Source organism: Pedobacter sp. D749 (genome assembly GCF_019317285.1).
Classification (GTDB): domain Bacteria; phylum Bacteroidota; class Bacteroidia; order Sphingobacteriales; family Sphingobacteriaceae; genus Pedobacter.
The window spans coordinates 1,952,488-1,971,720 of record NZ_CP079218.1; the positions used below are offsets into that span (position 1 = coordinate 1,952,488).

The 19,233-nt window shown below is 41.5% G+C and carries 19 protein-coding genes; 9 read left to right on the top strand and 10 right to left on the bottom strand.

Annotated elements, in window-relative coordinates; genetic code table 11:
* Positions 1-71 precede the first annotated feature (71 nt).
* On the top strand, positions 72-254 hold the full coding sequence (locus tag KYH19_RS07780; protein WP_219078230.1) for an RNA polymerase sigma factor: 183 nt from the start codon (positions 72-74) through the stop codon (positions 252-254).
* 219 nt (positions 255-473) lie between these two features.
* The gene (locus tag KYH19_RS07785) at positions 474-647 is read left to right on the top strand and encodes a sigma factor-like helix-turn-helix DNA-binding protein (RefSeq protein WP_370630316.1); all 174 of its coding nucleotides are present in this window, start codon (positions 474-476) and stop codon (positions 645-647) included.
* A 51-nt stretch (positions 648-698) separates the two neighbouring features.
* Here the strand turns inward: KYH19_RS07785 and KYH19_RS07790 are convergent, their stop codons facing one another.
* The 3 genes from KYH19_RS07790 to KYH19_RS07800 all read right to left on the bottom strand — a co-directional run bounded on the left by KYH19_RS07790 (position 699) and on the right by KYH19_RS07800 (position 6,981).
* On the bottom strand, positions 699-1,193 hold the full coding sequence (locus KYH19_RS07790) for a hypothetical protein (RefSeq protein ID WP_219078232.1): 495 nt from the start codon (positions 1,191-1,193) through the stop codon (positions 699-701).
* A gap of 2 nt (positions 1,194-1,195) precedes the next feature.
* Positions 1,196-2,407, bottom strand: coding sequence for an ImmA/IrrE family metallo-endopeptidase (locus tag KYH19_RS07795; RefSeq protein ID WP_219078233.1), 1,212 nt, complete (start codon positions 2,405-2,407; stop codon positions 1,196-1,198).
* Positions 2,408-3,240: 833 nt separating this feature from the next.
* Positions 3,241-6,981, bottom strand: coding sequence for a hypothetical protein (locus KYH19_RS07800; protein WP_219078234.1), 3,741 nt, complete (start codon positions 6,979-6,981; stop codon positions 3,241-3,243).
* Between the two features lie 328 nt (positions 6,982-7,309).
* Here KYH19_RS07800 and KYH19_RS07805 point away from each other — a divergent pair, with 328 nt between their 5' ends.
* The 3 genes from KYH19_RS07805 to KYH19_RS07815 all read left to right on the top strand — a co-directional run bounded on the left by KYH19_RS07805 (position 7,310) and on the right by KYH19_RS07815 (position 10,926).
* Positions 7,310-8,608 (top strand): ATP-binding protein, encoded by a 1,299-nt coding sequence (locus KYH19_RS07805; protein WP_219078235.1) that lies wholly within the window; start codon positions 7,310-7,312, stop codon positions 8,606-8,608.
* A complete protein-coding gene (locus KYH19_RS07810; protein ID WP_219078236.1) occupies positions 8,592-9,572 on the top strand; it encodes a hypothetical protein in 981 nt (326 codons plus the stop codon). The genes KYH19_RS07805 and KYH19_RS07810 overlap by 17 nt, the downstream gene beginning before the upstream one ends.
* A gap of 163 nt (positions 9,573-9,735) precedes the next feature.
* Positions 9,736-10,926, top strand: coding sequence for a hypothetical protein (locus KYH19_RS07815; protein WP_219078237.1), 1,191 nt, complete (start codon positions 9,736-9,738; stop codon positions 10,924-10,926).
* A gap of 54 nt (positions 10,927-10,980) precedes the next feature.
* Here KYH19_RS07815 and KYH19_RS07820 read toward each other — a convergent pair whose 3' ends face one another.
* From KYH19_RS07820 to KYH19_RS07830, 3 genes are read right to left on the bottom strand one after another with little or no spacing between them, the layout of a single operon-like run.
* Entirely contained in the window at positions 10,981-11,445 is a 465-nt protein-coding gene (locus KYH19_RS07820; RefSeq protein ID WP_219078238.1) for a site-specific integrase, read from the bottom strand.
* 8 nt (positions 11,446-11,453) lie between these two features.
* Positions 11,454-11,810: a phage integrase SAM-like domain-containing protein gene (locus KYH19_RS07825; protein WP_219078239.1), complete on the bottom strand. Its 357-nt coding sequence runs from the start codon at positions 11,808-11,810 to the stop codon at positions 11,454-11,456.
* Between the two features lie 7 nt (positions 11,811-11,817).
* Positions 11,818-12,168: an Arm DNA-binding domain-containing protein gene (locus tag KYH19_RS07830; RefSeq protein ID WP_219078240.1), complete on the bottom strand. Its 351-nt coding sequence runs from the start codon at positions 12,166-12,168 to the stop codon at positions 11,818-11,820.
* 1,479 nt (positions 12,169-13,647) lie between these two features.
* Here KYH19_RS07830 and KYH19_RS07835 point away from each other — a divergent pair.
* A complete protein-coding gene (locus KYH19_RS07835; RefSeq protein ID WP_255562588.1) occupies positions 13,648-14,097 on the top strand; it encodes a VOC family protein in 450 nt (149 codons plus the stop codon).
* Positions 14,098-14,308: 211 nt separating this feature from the next.
* Here the strand turns inward: KYH19_RS07835 and KYH19_RS07840 are convergent, their stop codons facing one another.
* Together KYH19_RS07840 and KYH19_RS07845 are read right to left on the bottom strand one after the other, a co-directional pair.
* Positions 14,309-14,869, bottom strand: coding sequence for an Arm DNA-binding domain-containing protein (locus KYH19_RS07840; RefSeq protein WP_219078241.1), 561 nt, complete (start codon positions 14,867-14,869; stop codon positions 14,309-14,311).
* Positions 14,870-15,633: 764 nt separating this feature from the next.
* A complete protein-coding gene (locus KYH19_RS07845) occupies positions 15,634-16,356 on the bottom strand; it encodes a hypothetical protein (RefSeq protein ID WP_193423364.1) in 723 nt (240 codons plus the stop codon).
* A gap of 274 nt (positions 16,357-16,630) precedes the next feature.
* Between KYH19_RS07845 and KYH19_RS07850 the strand changes: the two genes are divergently transcribed.
* Together KYH19_RS07850 and KYH19_RS07855 are read left to right on the top strand one after the other, a co-directional pair.
* Positions 16,631-16,864: a hypothetical protein gene (locus tag KYH19_RS07850; protein ID WP_193423366.1), complete on the top strand. Its 234-nt coding sequence runs from the start codon at positions 16,631-16,633 to the stop codon at positions 16,862-16,864.
* A complete protein-coding gene (locus tag KYH19_RS07855; protein WP_219078242.1) occupies positions 16,861-17,169 on the top strand; it encodes a hypothetical protein in 309 nt (102 codons plus the stop codon). Before KYH19_RS07850 ends, KYH19_RS07855 begins: the two co-directional genes overlap by 4 nt.
* A 100-nt stretch (positions 17,170-17,269) precedes the next feature.
* Here KYH19_RS07855 and KYH19_RS07860 read toward each other — a convergent pair whose 3' ends face one another.
* Positions 17,270-17,404: an MBL fold metallo-hydrolase gene (locus KYH19_RS07860; protein ID WP_219078243.1), complete on the bottom strand. Its 135-nt coding sequence runs from the start codon at positions 17,402-17,404 to the stop codon at positions 17,270-17,272.
* A gap of 26 nt (positions 17,405-17,430) precedes the next feature.
* Complete coding sequence (locus KYH19_RS07865) at positions 17,431-18,369, bottom strand: aromatic alcohol reductase (protein WP_219078244.1); 939 nt, start codon at positions 18,367-18,369, stop codon at positions 17,431-17,433.
* A gap of 292 nt (positions 18,370-18,661) precedes the next feature.
* Between KYH19_RS07865 and KYH19_RS07870 the strand changes: the two genes are divergently transcribed.
* The gene (locus tag KYH19_RS07870; protein ID WP_219078245.1) at positions 18,662-19,054 is read left to right on the top strand and encodes a helix-turn-helix domain-containing protein; all 393 of its coding nucleotides are present in this window, start codon (positions 18,662-18,664) and stop codon (positions 19,052-19,054) included.
* Positions 19,055-19,233 lie beyond the last annotated feature (179 nt).

Here is a 19,233-nt window from a genome sequence, read left to right on the forward strand (position 1 = left end):
TAACGGATATCCCAATTAAATCTGCACACCAATAAATTCACACTTTTTAATATATTTACCCCACAAGATCAATGGATTTATACCCAAGGCAGACCGACCAACAACTCCTCTCGCAGCTCAGCGCTGGCGATGAGCGGGCCTATGCCGCCATCTATGAACGCTATAAATTCCTGCTCTTCAGTTTTGCCCTCAGACGCCTCGGCGACGGACAGGAAAGCGAGGACCTGCTCCACGAAGTTTTTTTGTCCCTCTGAAAAAACCGCGCCACGCTCGATCCCAATCAGAACCTGGCCCTATCCCTTTACAGCGCGGTACGCTACCGCATCATCACGCTATACGCCAGACAAAAAGTCGCCGCCCGTTACCTCGATGCCTTCAACGCCTACGAAAAACAGGCCTTCACCGAGGAAGAGGCCGACCATTTGCTGCGCCACAAGGAACTCTGCGCGCTGATCAAAAGCGAGATCTAGGCCCTGCCCAAAAAAATGCGCGAAGTCTTTCAGCTCAGCCGCGATTCGGGTAAAAACAGAAAAGAGATCGCCCGGGAACTCGGCCTTTCAGAGGAAACCGTCAAAAGCCACATGCACCATGCGCTGAAAATCCTCAAGGCCAGGCTCGGCACGATGATGGTGCTGATTTTTTTCTAAGCCTGATTCCAAAGAAAGCTCAGCTCAGCGAACAGAAAAAATAAAGGGAATTTATAGCCGGGGTGTACCGTAGCCCATACGGACATTAAGATCCCTTAAGGTGTTGTAAAGCTCCACCATCGATCCATTTTGCATGATCCAGTCCATGACAATCTCCAGCATTTCCTCGGCGTCGCTGATGTATCCCATCCGGCCGTCGCCGCCGCGGATCCCTTTTTCATTGATCCGTTTGCCCCGGGTCAGAAAGGTGTTTTTCTCTTCATAGATATAATCCCTGGATTTCTTATGCTGTTTGCCCTTTGGCAGGTTAGCGATCAGCAGACGCTGAATCCCCTTGTAATACAAATCAAACTTCTGCTCCGGATTTTCTATGCCCTGAATCCCGAGGTTTTTGATCTCTGGTTCAGCGCTGGTTTTGCCCTCTGGAGTGAAAACAAGCTGTTCACCTTTGGTCTCATCGGTCTTGGCCAGAATCCTTAATTTTTCCTCTTCCCTGGCCAGTTCTGCCTTGGACTTTTTACCCGTATTTTTTTCCTGTTTTGCCATGGTTAAATGTTAAAAACGTGATCATTTAGATATTTGATGGTATCGTCAATACTATCCTTATCGAAAGTATTGACATTGAGTTCCCGTAGGGCCCTTTTGACATCAGGCTGGTAAGCATGGTATTTAGCCCAGAAACTGCCTTTTTCGTCTGCCTCCATGTCGTAACAATAATAGGTATACACCAGCGAGGGATCAACCTGGCTTTTTTTGGCAAACTCCTTCACCACTACGGGACTGTCGATGTAGGGCCGGATATATTTGACCTTATCCCTGCCAAAAAGGTATTCCCTTGAAAAATCGTTCGCCTGCTCCTCCTGTAGCAGAAACAGATCCGGCTCGCCGGTCAGATGAAATACCTGCTTCTCAATCTCCTCCATGTCATATAACACGTGATAGAGCTCATGCATGAGTGCAAACCAGATGCTGGCATAACGCTGGTTGAGATCGGTGAGCACAATACTGGGCTTTCCATTAATCACGAAAGTCGCGCCCCTGACTTGGGTCGTCGGTAAATGAGGTTGATAAATCACCGTTACCCCCGCATTGAACAGGGCCTGGCTGACAATTTTCAGCCCCGATTCCACGTTCATCGTATATGGCCTGATTTTGGGAATCAGGTCAACAAGTGCCTCCCGGTCAAAAGCATTGGGATTATTTATCTTTTCAAAATGTGAATAGGCAGAGCGTACCCAAAACTCCTTCATCAGCACATTTGCACTTCTCTTGGTTCTGCTAAAGGCTGGTATATAGCTTTTGGTACCATATTCATAAATAGAATTCAGCCCGAAATAAGAAACGATCCTCTTTTCGATTTCATCAAAATCAGTCTTTGATTTGATGAAGCCGGATTTGTGCAGGTTTTTGGTGTCGAAATTCGATACGATAAAACTCTTTCTTTTAGCATCCTCCAGTTCGCCCACGATATCATGCGAAGCCTCTTTCAGATAAAGCTTAAAAAGCGCATCGGTATTCAGCCCGAGAAACTGCCCAAGCTTGAGCAGGCTCACCACATCAATCCGCTTTGCGGATTTATCCAGTATACCTTCCAGTGTTCTTTTCTGCATGGAGAGCAGTTTTTCTGCCTGGTTCATCGTTAGCCCATATTGTTGCAGCTTAATCTCGAAAAGCGCTTTAAGGCTCTCTTCATCCCCAGTCCAAGGATCCGCTGGATTCAATAGCTTATAAAATTCATTAATAAAACCGTTATCGCTCATGCTTTAAAATTACATAACAAATATATGGATTAAATCGATTAAAATAATAATGTTATGTAAATTTACATAACTTTTTAAATAACTTATAGTTCGCGCAATCTTTAAACATGTGGTGAAAATTTCTACTGAATTCTTTCATACCATTTCAAATCAATACAGCTGGCTTTCCATGCTCCAGTACCATTAAAGTCAGCGACCTCGATATCAGTGAGGCTATCGATAAGGAAATCAAGGCGCTGGAAAAACAGATCACCGCAGACAAAGCCAGCGTTCAAAAGTCAAAAGCGGATTTGTACCGCGCCGTTTCAGCTTATGAAGGGTGTAAACTCAGTGTGGATTATAAAAACGAACCCCAGACCCTATCCGTTAAAAAAATAAAGAACGACATCTACGGGGATGGAAAAGACGAGTATGAAATTTTATATAATGGGGGAGAACTGTAATGTCGAACTGGATCCTGACCAGTGAACAGTTTCCGGAAGACGGATGCTTTGTTATCGCAATATCGCAGGGGGAAATTACATCTATGCAGAATACTTGGCCTATGAATCCAGGGACAGCAGCTGGCGCTACCATAGCGGCAACCTGTTTGAGGAAGGTAAAAAGGTAACCGCCTGGCAGCCGGGCCCCGGAAACCTGATCAACGGATAATTTCTATATTGCGAAAATCACCAATCCGCACAATCGGATCCGCTAGTAGGAATCATGATTGTGCGGATTTTTAGGTGTTTATCAATCCGTAAACCTTCATAACCTGAACTATATCCTGATTCAATGACGGCCCCGGGGACACGGTAAGCATTTCCCTCCCACAAAAACCTATTGCAGGCAGCCTAGTCCAGTTCAGCCTTCCTGACTTTGAGCACCCCATCATTGGGGTCATGGTATTCCAGTATATATCCAAAATCCTTCATTTTGGAAAGCAGCTCCTGGTGCAGCGGCGTATCGGCCACATCCATTTCGTTGTACTCGTCGTTGGCCAGGTAAGTGTAAATTCCGCCGATTTCCCGTAAACTGCTCTTGAAATCTTCCTCGTCCAGCTGTTCAAACTGGCGGAGCAGAAATTTCACCCGAGCTTCCTCCGATACATGGGCACCCAGAACCGCTCTGGTGATTCCCGCATCAAAATCCTCATCGAGATCCCTGATGGTCTTGAAGACCTCTGTTTTCAGCACCGCGCTGTCTCTGATCTTATCCGCCTCAAGTTCCCTGAAAACCAGTTCCCTGTTTTCCTCACTGAACTGTCTGGAGGCCAGAATGTGGCCCAGAACATCTCCGCTGAGCAGATCCAGATCAATTTGATCCATAAAGTCCTGCTGGTAGGTTTCTACCAGGATCACATACGCACGCTGGGTGTTCCTGCTGAGTTCCTCCAGCAGCTTATTGCTGTAAGCCACTTTCCCGGATTTGATCAGGTACTTAAGCTTGATCTCATTCATTCCTGTGGTACTGACAGTGTCCATCACCTCATCAAAGCTGTTCAGCAGTTTTGAAAAACTGCTGTTGCTCAACTCAGCACGGAACAGGATATCCGTATAAAACTGGTTCTGAAGCGTCCCTGTTACTCCCGAAAGTAGTTCAGCAAGCTTGGTTTTTCCCAAGGACGCCGCGATTTTCGGACGGTTGAGAAAATCGATCAGTACCTTGTTGGACTCTCCGATAGCCTGATGGTAATCAAACACATTTGTCCAGTTGGGCTCTACCCTGGCCCTTTCCATCAGCGGTGTCCATAGCACCTGCGGCACCCCGCTGAGCTGCGTTAAGGCCACCTTCTGAATGGAAACCAGCTTTTGCTTATCTTCTGTAGCGATCACGTCCTCAGGCCGGTTATACAGATCAATAAGGATCTCCTCAGGTTCCGAATGTGCGGCTTTTCCGCGGAGCAGCACCTGATCAGCAAAAGTTTTAAATTCATCCTCCACGTATCTGTTCATCGTTTCCCCTCCGTAGGTCTTCACCGCGTGATAGGGCATAGTGGTAAGCAAACGGCCCAGGTTTTTTTCCTGGAATTGCCTGAAATCCGTAAAGTTCATCACGCTGGATATGCTCGCTGGATTTAGCGCATAAAGTGAATTTTCGCATACCATCCTGTAAAACGGATCCTGCTCGTCGCTCATGCTCAGGTTCGTGAAGCGCACATTGAGGGCTTTCAATATTGACTTAATCTTATCCAGGCCCGCGCTTTCATCAATCAGGTGGCGGAAATGTACTTTTTTTGAAATATAACCGTTCAGGACCCTGTCGATATTGAGCGCTTTGATGCCTGAAAGATCAGCATGTGCCAGGATCAGTTTAAGATAACGGTCCTTAAGCTCCGTAGAATAACCGGATAGGCTGTCCAGAAATTTCCAGAAACCCGGATAGGCCTGAACGAGTCCCTCTATAAACTTTCCAGTCTGCTTTTCCTGATCGACAAACTCCTGGATAAAGGCAAAGGTATGTTTCTGTCCATTGCTGAGTTGCTGCAGAAGCGCCCCCAACTGAGTGGCAAACTGGGCACCGTTTTCCAGCAAAGTCTCCAATAGCGAAAAGTTCAGCGTTTCGGCCTGCTCAAAATCCCGCAAACGGAGTTTGGAGGCAACATTCAGTTTTTTATCAATCGGATAATTGAATGGTAGGGGACGGTGGTTGGTCACGCTCAGTACGAACTGTTTGTCGCGCGCGGTCAGGCTGCCTTCATAAAAATGGGAGGTGTAATCATAATAGTCCTCATCGAGGTAGCCGTTGCGGACCAAATAGACCAACAGATCATGCCTCAGCAGTTCATCCTCCAGTGCAAGCATTTGCGGTAGTGCAATAATCTGCTTAAAGGTATACTGGCTGGCCCGGAAAATTTGCTCTAGTATATTTTCCCTTTCCCTTTTGGTTTCCTCCAGTTCATCGTCCAGCCTGGAGAGTAGCTTGTTTTCCCTTTCCCGTGCGGATTGTGACGGGTCCAGCTCGGCTTCGACATCCTTAAAGGACAGAATCTGCGTACCCCCGTTCTGATAAGATAGCTGTCTGTATTCAACCAGTAGCTTAAAATAATCATCTTCCAAAAACTGCCGAAAATTAAGGCTTTGGTTGTTGATGCGAAAGGTAGGGATCTCATCCATTCCGGTCATTTCGATAAGCTTAAAAATGTAGATCGAACGGAGCTCATGCTTGTTGACCGCAATCTCTGATTCAATTTCTTCTATTCGGGCTTTGAGCAGCTTCTCCTGACGCTCCATTTCCGCGGAGATCATGACCACGAAAAAATCCTTGCGTTTAAAAAAGTCATAGACAGTGCCTTCCTGTTTATTAAGTTTGTTGAAGTCCACTGAAAATTTATTCTTGTAAACAATCATGCCCAGCAGCCGCTCGGGATTCAGCTGAAACCTGCTCAGTGTGTTCCGGTATACCATGAATTCGTTAAAGATATTTTTGAGCAGCCGCATATCATTGATATAGTAGGAGAGCTCGGCGATCAGGTGTTCGGATATCTGTCCCTTGAGATCAGTTCCCCCGATGCGCTCCAGAAGCTTTTCTCCCGAATTCGATGCATTGACTACCGGGATTACCGGAATAATAAAGTCGAAGAACTTGGTCTTTTCCTCTTCACTGAAAAGCTCATCCTTGAGCGCAAAAATAAATACCACCCGCCGGCCGACCTGCCTGGCGTTGTTGATCAGGATGTTGAGCTCACGCAGCTTATCGAAGAGCTTGTTTTCCTCCACACGGTCCAGATCCTCCAGGATCACCACATTAAATCCGGTCTTGTCAAAGAAATAAACAATCTCATCGAGCCGCTTATTCAGGATGGAAGCCTCCTTCTGGTCAGCAAATTCGATTTCCCCACTGCTCAGGTTTAGTTTATTGAACTGGGAATAGTTATAGATCCTGAAAATGGTATACAGGATAAAAAGGCTGCCCAGCATAAATGTCCATAGCGCGATAATAAACAACAAATCTTCCTGCTGCGCAAAATAGACTGACCAACTTTTCGGCAAAACCATATCCTTGCGCTTGATCAGATAGAATAGTGAGACTCCCCAAAAAAAGCTCATCAGCACCTTTAGGCCCAGGTGGTTGCGCGAGAGTTTTTTGATGCGCTTGAACCTGGAATCTGGGATATCCGAATGTTTGACATGATAAAACATCTGCTGCAGGATGCTCACTTCCAGCAGCTCATTTTCAAACTTGGTCTTGTTAAAAGCGGCCAGGGAAATGTTCAGGTATTTATATTCTGGATGCAGCCGCTGAAAAGTCTTGAGGATAGTGCTTTTTCCCGATCCGTAAGTGCCGCTTAGTGCGATGTTACGGATGGCAGTGTGCTGAAGGCCGTATTCGAGTGCTTCCAGATAGGTCGGATTGACCGACTCGTCTTCCTCTGCGCTCAGGGGCTCGTAACCGCTTTTTAAATGTTGCCTGAGTTTGGCCTGCAGAGCGACCGCCCAGCGCTGGGCCCAAAGGATTACCCACCGCAATACCTGAAGCAAGAGACCGGTGCTGCTTTCATACAATCCTTGCAGGATTTGAAGCAGCAATTTAAAATAGGTCATGATGGCGGTAACCACCAAACAAAATAAGATGATAGCGATAAAATAAGTCATGGGAAAACGTTAAAAGAGAGAAAGTTTTGTTTTAAACTTTAAGGCTTATGTCGTGTATAGAACATCAACCCTTTATTTCGGCCCAGTGGCTGAAAGACTTAAATCTCGGATATTTCCATACACGGAAAGAGCTTTTTTTGCGTTCATTGTATTTTATTAGATGCTCTAAGATAGCAATTGTTTTTAATCTATTGCACGAGCCACCCTTGTTGATGTCCAAGTATTGGCTACCATCCCCGGTAACTGAGATTTAAAAACAGATGAATTATTTTTTCCGGCAAAGAATTTATAATTTGGGATTTTAATTTTAAATCGAATTAACCATCTAATGCAGCTCTTACACATTAAATTTCTCTCAGACTATAAACAGTTCAAAAAGGATCAGCTCATTACCTTCAGTACAGACGATGATGAGCAAATTGAATCCTATATCCTGAAAATTTCCGTACTGGTTGGCCGGAACGGAAGTGGTAAAACAACTCTGATGAGCATCATTGCCCAGTTCTTTCACCACATCGAACGCTATAACGGCAAAATTCCAGCTGACATTGAGATCTGTTATGTCATAGGGATACTGGGCAGGAGCCGCACTGTGACTCTGATCCATCAATACAACCTGCTCCGGATTTCCATTGGTGATACCCGCTATAAAAACATGCAGGTTATACCCAAAAAAAATCCCCACGAATGGGACAACAAAATTATCGATTCAGCTGAACCCGCCGTCACTTTTGACGAAATCGCGCAGTATATGCCCACCAGTATTGTCACTTCGGTGTTTTCCATGCACGGAGAATATCCGAATCCCCGGCCTGGCAATTACGAAGGCCGCCAGTTGCTCGCCGACAGGTCTATCACCAGAATGTATGGGGATAACCATTTTGACCTGGGCTCAATTTCCAGGGGAATCGTACGTTTTTTGAGAATGTACCTCGCCAAAGGCAGCCGCGTTAAGAGCCTGCTCGGGCTTTTCGACCTCAAATTTAATGACCGGGTTTTAACCAAAGACTGGAGAAGATCAAATGGCAACGACGCCTGGGTTGATGTAGACCGTAAATGGTTAGCTGAAAATGATGTTGATGTGCAGATGGAACATATCTTCCTGAACGATATCGAATTCAAGCGGGGCGATCGGCTGATCAACCTGAGCAACATGAGCTCGGGTGAAAAAATGCTCTTATTGCGTGCGATATCCATTCTTGATGCGATCGAACAAAATTCACTGGTCATCATTGAAGAACCCGAGCTCCACTTAGACCCGGTGTGGAACCGGCAGCTGGTTACCCTGTTCCGAACCTTTTTTTCTTCTTACCGCGCGCACATTCTCATTGCCACCCATGATTATTCGCTGATCAAATCCATTCCGCCTTCGCGTCTGGTCTTTTTAAACCAGGGCAGGGACGAGGCCATTAAAAATACTTACCTGGCCTCTTATGACGACCTTTTTTCAACACTCTATGGAGGGAGTTACCGACCCAACAAAGTTGAGCAGGACCTGCTCAAGAGTATCGAATCCAAACCTTTAGCGGAACTCAAAGATATTTTTTCAGAAATGGGAAATTCGCTCTACAAATATTTAGTGTTCAAGAAAATAGCTAAACTCGAAGAAGATGTGGAAGGTAACTAACCATTCGAATACAAGAACGCTATTTTATTACAATAAGCATGTCATCCTTAATTTCTGGAAGTTCTGGATCGAAATTGCCGCGGTCAGGAATATCCGCACAAAAATCGATCGGCCAAACTTTCTTGAAAACTATGTTGCCGCCAAGCAAAGTTTTGACATCAGGTTTATTCCCCTTACGCTAGCCAGCAGTACATCTTTCAGGACCCTTACCGTTTCCATTATCAAACTCGGGCTTCGCGAACTTAAAAAAGAATATGCCGTTTACCTGCGTCAAAACAGGGAAGTTTACCGGCTGAATTATAATTTCGCTCCACAGATCCATCCGGAGCCGCTCAAAAAAATCTTCAAGGATTATTTCTATGAAGTCTGCTGGGGAAAAAAATGGATATGGCGCGATGTTGTCGGTATACCATATGACAGATCCAAGTTTCAGGAAAACTTTAAGCTCGAAAACGACATGTCCATCTGTCCGTACTGCGATTTAACGACAATTCCCAGCAAAAGGAGTGCCTGGGTGGAGCATTTTCTTCCAAAGGGCAAATTCCCCTATGTCTCCAGTAATCCCAATAACCTCATTCCAACCTGTACCCCCTGCAATGTCAGTGGCACCGGAAAAGGCGAAGGGCACAAAAATCCCGTAAAAAGTCCTTTGCAGCAGCAGATTGGAGACACCCTGGAGTTCCGCGTTGTTAATGATAAAATAGAAATCACGGCAAACGCCGATGCAGGGGTCGAAAATTATCTCGCGCTTTTAAAAACCCGGGAGCGGTACAGGGAGCGGAATGTCCAAAGGTCTGTTTTTAAGACGCTGATTGAAACCTATAACCTGATTACTGATGGTAATCAGGCACAAGAGCTTGATCAGCGTTTCTTTGATTATATCAAAGTAATCGGTACAGAACAGGGCCATTATTTTGTAAGAAAAACTTTGCTGGAGGATATTGAAATCATTAAACAGTTATGAGCTGCAGTTTTTTTACTGCTTTTTACACATGAAGTGAGTCCAGGTACCCCGTAATAGGACGGCAAAATAAAAAGAAATAAGGCACATCTGTAAAAATTAGCTAGTTGCGGATCGTACAAGACAAGCCCAGCTTTGCACCCCATCGCCTGTAAACACCAAATAAATGCCACAACTCTATATGCCCAGCGAGGCAAGCCGATTAGCCATGGAAGATCTTGTCCAGGGTTTCATGTTTGATACCGATGACCTTGGGGATCCGGTGCTAATGATCAAGTTCGATGCTGCGGTGCTGACCAGTATTGTTAAAGGATGTGCACTGGAGATTATTGCCGGCCACCCTGATGTTTTCCCAGGTGGCTGTGTACTGATGATCTTTGACAACCCAAAAGTACCGCTCTTTGTTTACAATATACCGCAGGAAATGGATACAGCGGTTGGTCCCGAGGTTGCATGGCAATTGGAAAAGCTTATTGAAAATAAGCAGATCAGGATAGCACTATTTAATGAACTGTTGATGCCTGTGTTTTCCGGAGAGCTGGAGGCCACGTTCAATAATGCAGACTGGCAAAACTGGCTGTCAGGCCAATTTCGGGAACCGAAATTGGACCCACGCGGGCCCAATGCCATTACCTACTATCCCGAGCAGTCTAATAACGGCTTTCTGATCCGGCTCATCAATTGCGATCATTCGGGTGAAAAAATGATAGATGTGCTGATGTATGATCCCGAAAAAGATTTTGCAAATGTTGTTGATGGACGGTATAATTTTGCGGATTTCCTGACCGACGGAAAACACGGTTACCATCAGGAGTTCTCTCTTCATCATACTTTTTCCCAGTTTTTTACCGAAAATGAAAATTATTTCCCGTCACCTTTAAAGACTGGTGGACAGGAATTCACCGACTTTGTGATTCTTTTGGACGACGCCTACCTGCTGATCGAGTCCAAACATGTGATCAGTGCCAAACAGACCAAAGTGTCCAAACAGATTTCCAAGGCTACTCAGCAGCTCAAGCGATCCGACGAATTGATTCTGGACGGCACGCTATCCTTAAAGAACAGTATGCTACAGCAAGCCCTGCTACAACGCAGGATCAACATTCGGATGTGCATATACAATGACGCCATTAAACTCACCGAATCAAAATGCAAGACGATCGTCAGTGAATTTGACAAAATTGATCTGCCGATTTTCATCTCGGTGGGCACGCTCAAAGAATTTCTGGTTGGCATCTACCTGATGAGTTCAGAGCGGTTTAAGCAGAACGTTAAGGAAAATCTCATGCGGTTTTTCATCGAGTACCAGCGGTCAGAAAAAACGGTATTGATTATCGATCGGGTAGGAGTTGGCTAGCTATTCATTTCCTAACAAAACAAGAATCTTTCATATCTACCGAACTGCCACTCTTTAGTTAAAGCTGCAAGTTAAAAGAGGTCCAAAAATGGTACGAGCATTCAATAACGTGATGTTCGTATGTCCGAGCATCTTCGATACGCTTTCTATCGGGACACCGTTCAATAGTGTAACCGTAGTCGCAAAAGTATGGCGGGCAATGTGTGAGGTGAGTTTTTTATCAATTCCGCAGAGGTCGGCAATCTCCTTCAGGTATTCGCTCATCTTTTGATTGCTGGGAACTGGAAGAAGCAAGCCTTTATTGAGGCAAACTTTGTTGGTGGAATATCTATCGACAATTTCAACAGCTGTTGACAGTAGCGGAACCGATGACCTTGTTTTGGTTTTCTGCCTGTTGGTAAAGATCCATCGGTCGCCATCAATTCCCTTTCTGATATTCTCCTGTTTCAGTTTGAAGACATCGACATAAGCCAAACCAGTAAAACAGCAGAAAATAAAAACATCTCTTACCTGCTTCAATCTATCCGTTAAAAACTCTTTTCCCGCGATATGAGCCAATTCCTCTTGTTCAGATAAAATCGATCGACATTCTTCGTTTTGCCTTTATAAGCTGTAAATGGCGATTTATCTATCCATTCATTTTCCATACAGATGCGAAGGATCTTTCCAAGATTTTTAATGTTCTTTACCACATAATTGTTCGCACAGTTCTTATCAGACCTTAGATAATGGTCAAATCCATTCAGAAATGCCTGGTCGATAGTTCTAATGTCCATATCGGCTACACCATATTTCAAAGGAATAAAAACCTTAAGGTGTCTTTCCAAAACTTTATAACGGTTCAATGTGCCACGGACGTAATCTTTACCTACAAGCTGTTCCATCTTTAAATTATGGTCGGCAATCGCTTCTAATAGGGTATGGGAATTGGTGAGCGTACCGAGGTAACTGGGATTTAATTGCATCTGCTGTAATCGGCAAGCCCATATCGAAAACACATTGATGGGCATAATAAATGGCATTCTGCAATTGGTCGAGATGGGTGTTCAACACCTTGATCTCTTCTTTGGAGCCGATGGCTCGGCTGCCCTTGGCGTTCCATCGTTTGGGGTCGCAATCCCGATTGGTGGCCATCTCCGCACGGTTTCCCTCTACGGTAATCCTTATGTAGATCGGTACATTTCCACTCACATAGTTCTTTTGCTTTTTCAGATAGAAAAGCAGGCTAAAATTGGTCTTCATAATCTAACGATTGAAGGTGAAACAACCCAAGAACCGACTTCGGTTCGAGAGCTGCATCGCCATTAAAAAAACAATAAATAACAGTGATGCAAACATAGCTTTGCAACTAAATCTACACAAGATGTTAAGTTTGCAACAACCTGTACAATAATTGATTATGTGTCATTCGGTGAGTAAATTTTAACCATTTTGCCTTACTCACCGAATCACTCACCAATTTTTGTGAATTCGTGCGAATTTTGGCAACTTCCTAAAAGGAAAAACCCTGCTAATCGTGCGATTGCAGGGTTTTATACATTTTGATAGTCTTTGGTGTGATCCCGCTGGGATTGGCTCAGCCCGCAAAACCCCGAACCAGACCCTGAGCCTTTTACAAATCGAACCCAGGCCGGCGCTTCTGTTCGAATCCCAGGGGGGAATAAAACAAAAAAACCTCACATTTCTGTGAGGTTTCTTGTGATCCCGCTGGGATGTGAACTTCGTTCAATTTCCAGCGTTTAAAGGCTATTTGGAAGGTTTTTGAAAAGCGACTCACCTTTTTGTCTGTATTTTTTAGATGCAATTGCAATATGTTAAATATACGGTTTATTTATTAAAACATTCAAAAGAATCTGAGCGAAAACATTTTAAAATTGTTTTTTTATCAACAATTAATTTACATCAAAAATGAAAATGGCACAGCGGTGTAACGCGATGCACTGGAAATCAAATATTAGCCATAGAAAACACAAAGATAATGTGGAAAATTCGAAAAAGTTAAGGAAATGATCGGTGGCATCGAGGCTGAGTATTGAGGATTTCCCGGTACTGGGTGAAGTTAAAGGGCTTGAATACCTTTTTAAGCACCTTCGCTGGCTTGATGATTTCGCTGGTCTTGAGGTTTTTTGGGTAATGCTTTATTTTCTTTTGTTCTGTCCTGAAATACCATTTGGATACTTTAGGGCTTTCTTTATCAATGTTAAGCTTTCCGGGATTTGTTTTCTTTAACAGCCATGCCGCTTCAAGATTAAAAATGAGTTTGAACGCAAGGAGTTTATTGTTGATAGTACATTAAGTGCTATCGTGCTAGTGAAAAATCGTTTAGAGAAAAAGAAACTTGATATTAATTTCTCAGCCATGATTAAAGATATTAAAGAATTAAGTTTCGAGTATCGTCATTTGAAATATCCCCTCTAGAGAACAGTTTCCCGCTTATTGGTCAGTCTCATAAAACGAATATTATAATTAGGAAAAAATATAATCTACATTTAGCATCTTTTAATGGTAATATAGAATAGTTTATTGTAAATGGCAATTTCAGGAGAACACAACAGGCAATAAACTTGATATTTCTTGTTGGTTTATTGCAGGAAATTTGAAGGCAAAACAATACTTTTAAATGGCTTAAAGAACAAAAAATTTTATCACGCCAGAGAAGGACAAATTGCAAAAAATCTTACCTTTAATACCTTTACGTACAATCAAGTCAAAATTTACATCATGAACATAAAGTATGCGCATACCAACATTATAACAAAGGATTGGAAGGAACTTGCACGTTTCTATGAAATCGTGTTTAATTGCATAGCGGTTCCACCCATACGAAACTATCAAGGGGAGTGGCTTGAAAAAGGCACCGGCGTCTTTAACGCTAATTTACAAGGGATACAATTACGGCTACCTGGCTATGGGGATAATGGACCGACATTAGAAATCTATCAGTATTCAGAAATGATTAATGCTGAAAGACACTTAGCTAATCAAAAAGGATTTGGACATATCGCATTTAAGGTAGAGGATATTGCGGGGGTTTTAGCAATAGCATTAAAGAATGGAGCATCGAAAATTGGAGAGCTAAGCGAACATCATTTTGATAATATCGGTGTATTTAGGTTTATTTACATCTCAGACCCGGACGGGAATATAATAGAACTCCTAAACTGGAGTTGATATTAATTTCGCAAACTTAGAAATTTGAAATCGAACGCTTTTTGGTTAGAAATCTTCAGCCATCTTGCGGCCTAAATATTATAATTATTGGAGAGATTTCGAGCTAAAATTTCAATAGAATGCTTTAAGACCAGGCATTTTATTTTAAAACCTGCTATTCATTAATTCCTGAAATGCCTCGTTGCTTAGAAATTGGTAAAGTCAGAAGTAGCTACCTGAAGAATATTGAACGAAAGACACTTACGGTATGCAGGTAGAAATCAAAACCGTCAATAAACTCATGGTCTATATGGCGGATGTTGAGGTCGCCTGTTTGGTATTTCAGTAAAATATATTCCTTAACATGCTTTTCCAATACCTTAAATCGCCTCAAAGTTCCTTCCGCATAATCTTCCTTCTCTACAAGTGCGGCCATTTTTGTATTATGGATTTTAATGGCCTCCATAATGGTGTGTGTTTTTTCTGCCTTGCCCAGATACTTGCATTTAACGCCTTCAGCGGATATCTCTGCATCTTCTACGCATAAGGCAGTATGGGCAGCAGTAACGCCCGCTTTCATTTTGTCAAGATAGGAATTTAAGGTTTTGGCATCTTCTTTTGTGCCGGTCATGTGACCCGCTTTGGTGTTCCACAATTCCAGCTCACATTTTCTGCTGGCGGACATTTCCACAGGTTTTCCGTCAACGGTAATCCTTAGATAAACAGGAGCAGCACCTTTAAGATAGTTTTTTGGTTTCTTCAGGTAGAAGAGCAGACTGAAATTAGTTTTCATAATCGACTGATTTAAAGTTAACAATTTAGCCTTGCAGTCTAATCGTATCAAGTCGTTCAATGATTGAAATTTCTGTAAGTCAATAACTTACGTGATTTTCAGTGAGTATGCCACTTTGTAAAACTACTCACCGAATTACTCAATTTTTTATGCGATTTATTGCCTATTTTGGTATTTCCGGTAAACGAAAAAAGCTTTCAATAATTTGATTTGCAAGCTTTTACGTAGTTTTAATACTATTCTCTGTGATCCCGCTGGGATTGGCTCAGCCCCGCAAAACCCCGAACCAGACCCTGAGCCTTTTACAAATCGAACCCAGGCCGGCGCTTCTGTTCGAATCCCAGGGGGGAATAAAACAAAAAAACCTCACATTTCTGTGAGGTTTCTTGTGATCCCGCTGTGATTTACACCTAGTGTAAAAATCAACGTTTGCAATATCTTAGAGTGGCTTTGAAATTCGAACTCCCCGAATAACGCACCTTTTTTTTTAATACTTTATAGTTGCAAATGCAATATTTAAATATACATAAATTATAGCATTATCACAAATCTAGTGTTTTATTAAATCTCAAATACATCATGCTCTGGCAACAATCTGAAACAATCTTATTACTTTTTGGCTCTGCATTCGACATTTACTTTTTAAAATTTCTCTCAGGAACAATTAGTTTTTCGATTTCATTGTCGAAAAATTAAAAGGAATATTACAACCTAAGAATAAACTGATTTCTATCATAATACAATTTAAAGCATTAGCTGAAGATTTAAGAATCAAGGTATTTTGATGCAATATCATCAAAGGCCAATGCTAAACTTTTAGGCTGACTCAACATTACTGTATGTCCCGATTCGATTGAAATTACTTCTGCATTAAGATAAGAGGCAATTTCTGATTGTTTTTCCGGGCTGAGTGTACCCTGATCCTTTAACAATCTTATATACGTAGCAGATCTTTTAGGTGTAGAGCTAAAATTGATTTTCTCCAGAAGTATAGGTGGTTCTGGGTGAATACAAGAAATGACTTTAGCAGTCATCGCAGTATCGAGGTCATTACACATCTTTTTTTTGACATACTGTTCCATATGCTTAGGATCAATTTTAATGTTTAATTTCTCAAGTAATAAACCAAAATAAAAGTTTAATCTGTCAGAAAACTTAAAAGTAGAAAGCGAATTCTTTCCGTTCTTAGGTATTGGGCTTCCTATATAAACCTGATGCACGATCCTGTCGGGGAGCATTTGCGTGATTTGAGGAATCAAAAGTCCTCCCATAGAATGCCCTGTAAGGATTATTCTTTTTGCTGGTAGCTGTTCGATCTGAGTAGAGACATATCTAGCACATTCAGAGATGGTTAGTTTTTTTAAATCGATACCAACTGGAATCCTTTCTGCAGCAAATGCTGGGCATTTCATTTCGTGAATCACATCTTGCCATATCTCAGGATTAAGTGATCCACCATAAATCAAAACAAAACAAATATTTTTCATTATCTAGTTTTTAAAGTGAAATTTTATTGATAACATTATGGTTTGATTTCCCGAATAATGCACTTTTTTTTAAAAAATATTTTGGCTAAAAATGCAATAGCCAAATATAGATTTTTTTCTATTGGCTTAAAGAATCAGTTTCTTTTATGCTGGGCATAGAAGATATTATCTGATCTTAGTGTTTATCCTCAATATATACGGGCTTTTGAAAGCTATATAGCTGTTTTATAGGCCATCAATATAAATCCTTATTTTTGAACAAATCTTCTGACAGATGAGCACAATCTATTTTAAACTCCGTGACCGTTTTGATTTTAGTACTGACACCTTGGACATTGGAAACCCTATATCTTGGAGCCGTAAAAATTTTTTAAGGCATTTGTTTATAAGAATTTTTGCAATCAGAGAAGAGCGCATTGAAGAATTTTACCAACGGCATCTTAATTACTATTTGGAACAACATCCAAACAGCAACGAAGAAACTTTTTTAGGCACTTATGGGATTTGATAGATCGTCAACTTAAAGTACTACTGCTCAAAGATATTTATGACAAAGACCATATCCGAAATGAGCGTGAAATCCGACAGCTTAAAAAAATCACCGAAGTATTGATCTCACACGACCAGTGGAATTTACATAAATCTACAGATGCAGTTGTAGCAGCGCAGGAATTAGAAATCCATGCCTTAAATCAAAAGGTCATCCAGTTAACAGCAGACTTAGCAGAATACCGTCAATTTGATGGTTACATTTTAATCAGAGACGGACAGGTATTGGCTTTACTAGATTTATGCATTAAATGCAAATGCTAGAAGCCACAGACGATGGAGCTTTCTTAATTACTCCCGCGCAAAATACTTGGGCAAAGATGATCAGTAAATACTTTAGGGAGGTTGATAATGAAAATACAGGTCAGACCAAAGAAATTAAGATAGAAATGTCGATTGCATCTGCCAGAGTATTTCCTGTAATAAATGGATCCACAATAATATTTTTTCCGTCCACTTCAATTCCTAAAGAAGCATGTCCGTAAAATGTAATTTTCATCTGTAAATTTAATGTTGAAATTATTTTTATATGTTTTTATTAAGACTCCAGTCTATATTCTTTTCCGCCCATTCTCTGGCAGAAGTAGTCTTAATTCCCCTCTGAGAATTAAAGGTTGTATTAAAATCCCAAGATACACCTCGCCCGTCTCCAAAAATAGACCTGTACTTGTAGACAAAATTTGTTGGGTCATTTTTTAAATCATTTCCTAACTCTTCTAAATCGGAAACTGAACGTTCAAATTTTTGCCCTGACAACGACTCTACAACATCCCCCAATTGTTTATAAGTAATTGTATCGCCAGCGATGTAAACAATACTGTTCTCGATTGCTGGTTCTTCAAAAAAGATTTCAGCAGTTAACATCCCTATATCATCAGGAGTGGTAACGGTTACTGCAGTATTTAAACTCCCTAGTGCATTTACAACTTTATTATCGAAATCTACAACACCAAAAAAGGGTTGAAACAAATAACTTGTAAACAATCCAGTTGAGATAATAACCCATTTTGTAGCATTTTGTGATCTAAGAAGTTCACGTACATCCAGCTGCTCATCGAAAAGATCTTGGGCACTACCACGACCAATTATTTCAAAATCAACCCCGAATTGCCAGGGGAAATATCGTTTTACACCTGCGTCAAGTACGGCTCTTGCAAGTTTGAACTGAAAACCACCGGCACCACTTCCATAACCTGTGCAAGAGACAATGGCATCGAATTCCTTAAAAATCTGAATAAGTTCGGAAGAAGCAGATGTCAGATCTCCTGCCAGCAATTCTACTCCCAGAACCTTAAGCTCGTCAATATTGCGTTTTTTTTCAATATCCGTTGAATTTATAGTAGACTGACGAAGTAGTACTGTGATTTTTGTATTGGTTGAGTGTTTTGACTTTTTTGCCAGATTGCGTATAACAGGCATTCCTAGTTCGCCCGCGCCTAACACTAAAATTGATGTATTTTCCATTTCAAAATGTTATACTATCATTAAGATATATTCTAAATGACTTATATGGGTAAAGGTAAAGCATTCGAAAGGTATTAACAATTAGGCACCTATATGTGGGTTAGTTACCTACATGTTAGTCTTCTGGAAATAAGTCGCTTAATTTTTATATAATCTAATATTGGTATATTAGGGTTTTCTAATATATTTCTTATGTAGCATAATTGTCTTGAATTTAAAGCTGCTATTCATGGAGAAATATGATCACCTATAAAGATAAAATGCTGAAATGTACGCAAAAATGAATAGTTATATGAACGATGATGAAATCAACAAGGCCTGGGATGACATTTGCAATGTGTTAAATAAAGATCAAGATGATCTTAAAAAAGATATATTGAATCATGTTGGTAATAAATGGTCGTTATTTATCATTCATGGTTTAGGAGTGGATGGACGAATGCGTTTTTCAGCATTACAGCACCATATCAGTGGTATAAGTCAAAGGATGTTGACCAAATGTCTTCGCGAACTGGAACGGGACGGCTTGATAAGCCGAAGTATTTATCCTGAAGTACCTCCAAGAGTCGAATATGAATTGACAAAACTAGGTAAAGGATTGCTTATTCAGGTTACCCCGCTTTGGTTTTGGATTGCTAGTCACATCGACGCTTTCCAAGATGCTCGCAGCAATTATACCAAATAGAATTTTAGCTTATAATTAAGATGTTCATCTATTAAACTATTTGAATATCAATGAATTAATACAAATTAGGGGAGTTTGATATTATAAAGAACGACGCTCCGAATGAAGCACATTTTATATGCGATTACATGCATATTTTGGCATAACCCTTAAAAGTAAAAAACCTGCAATCATTTGAT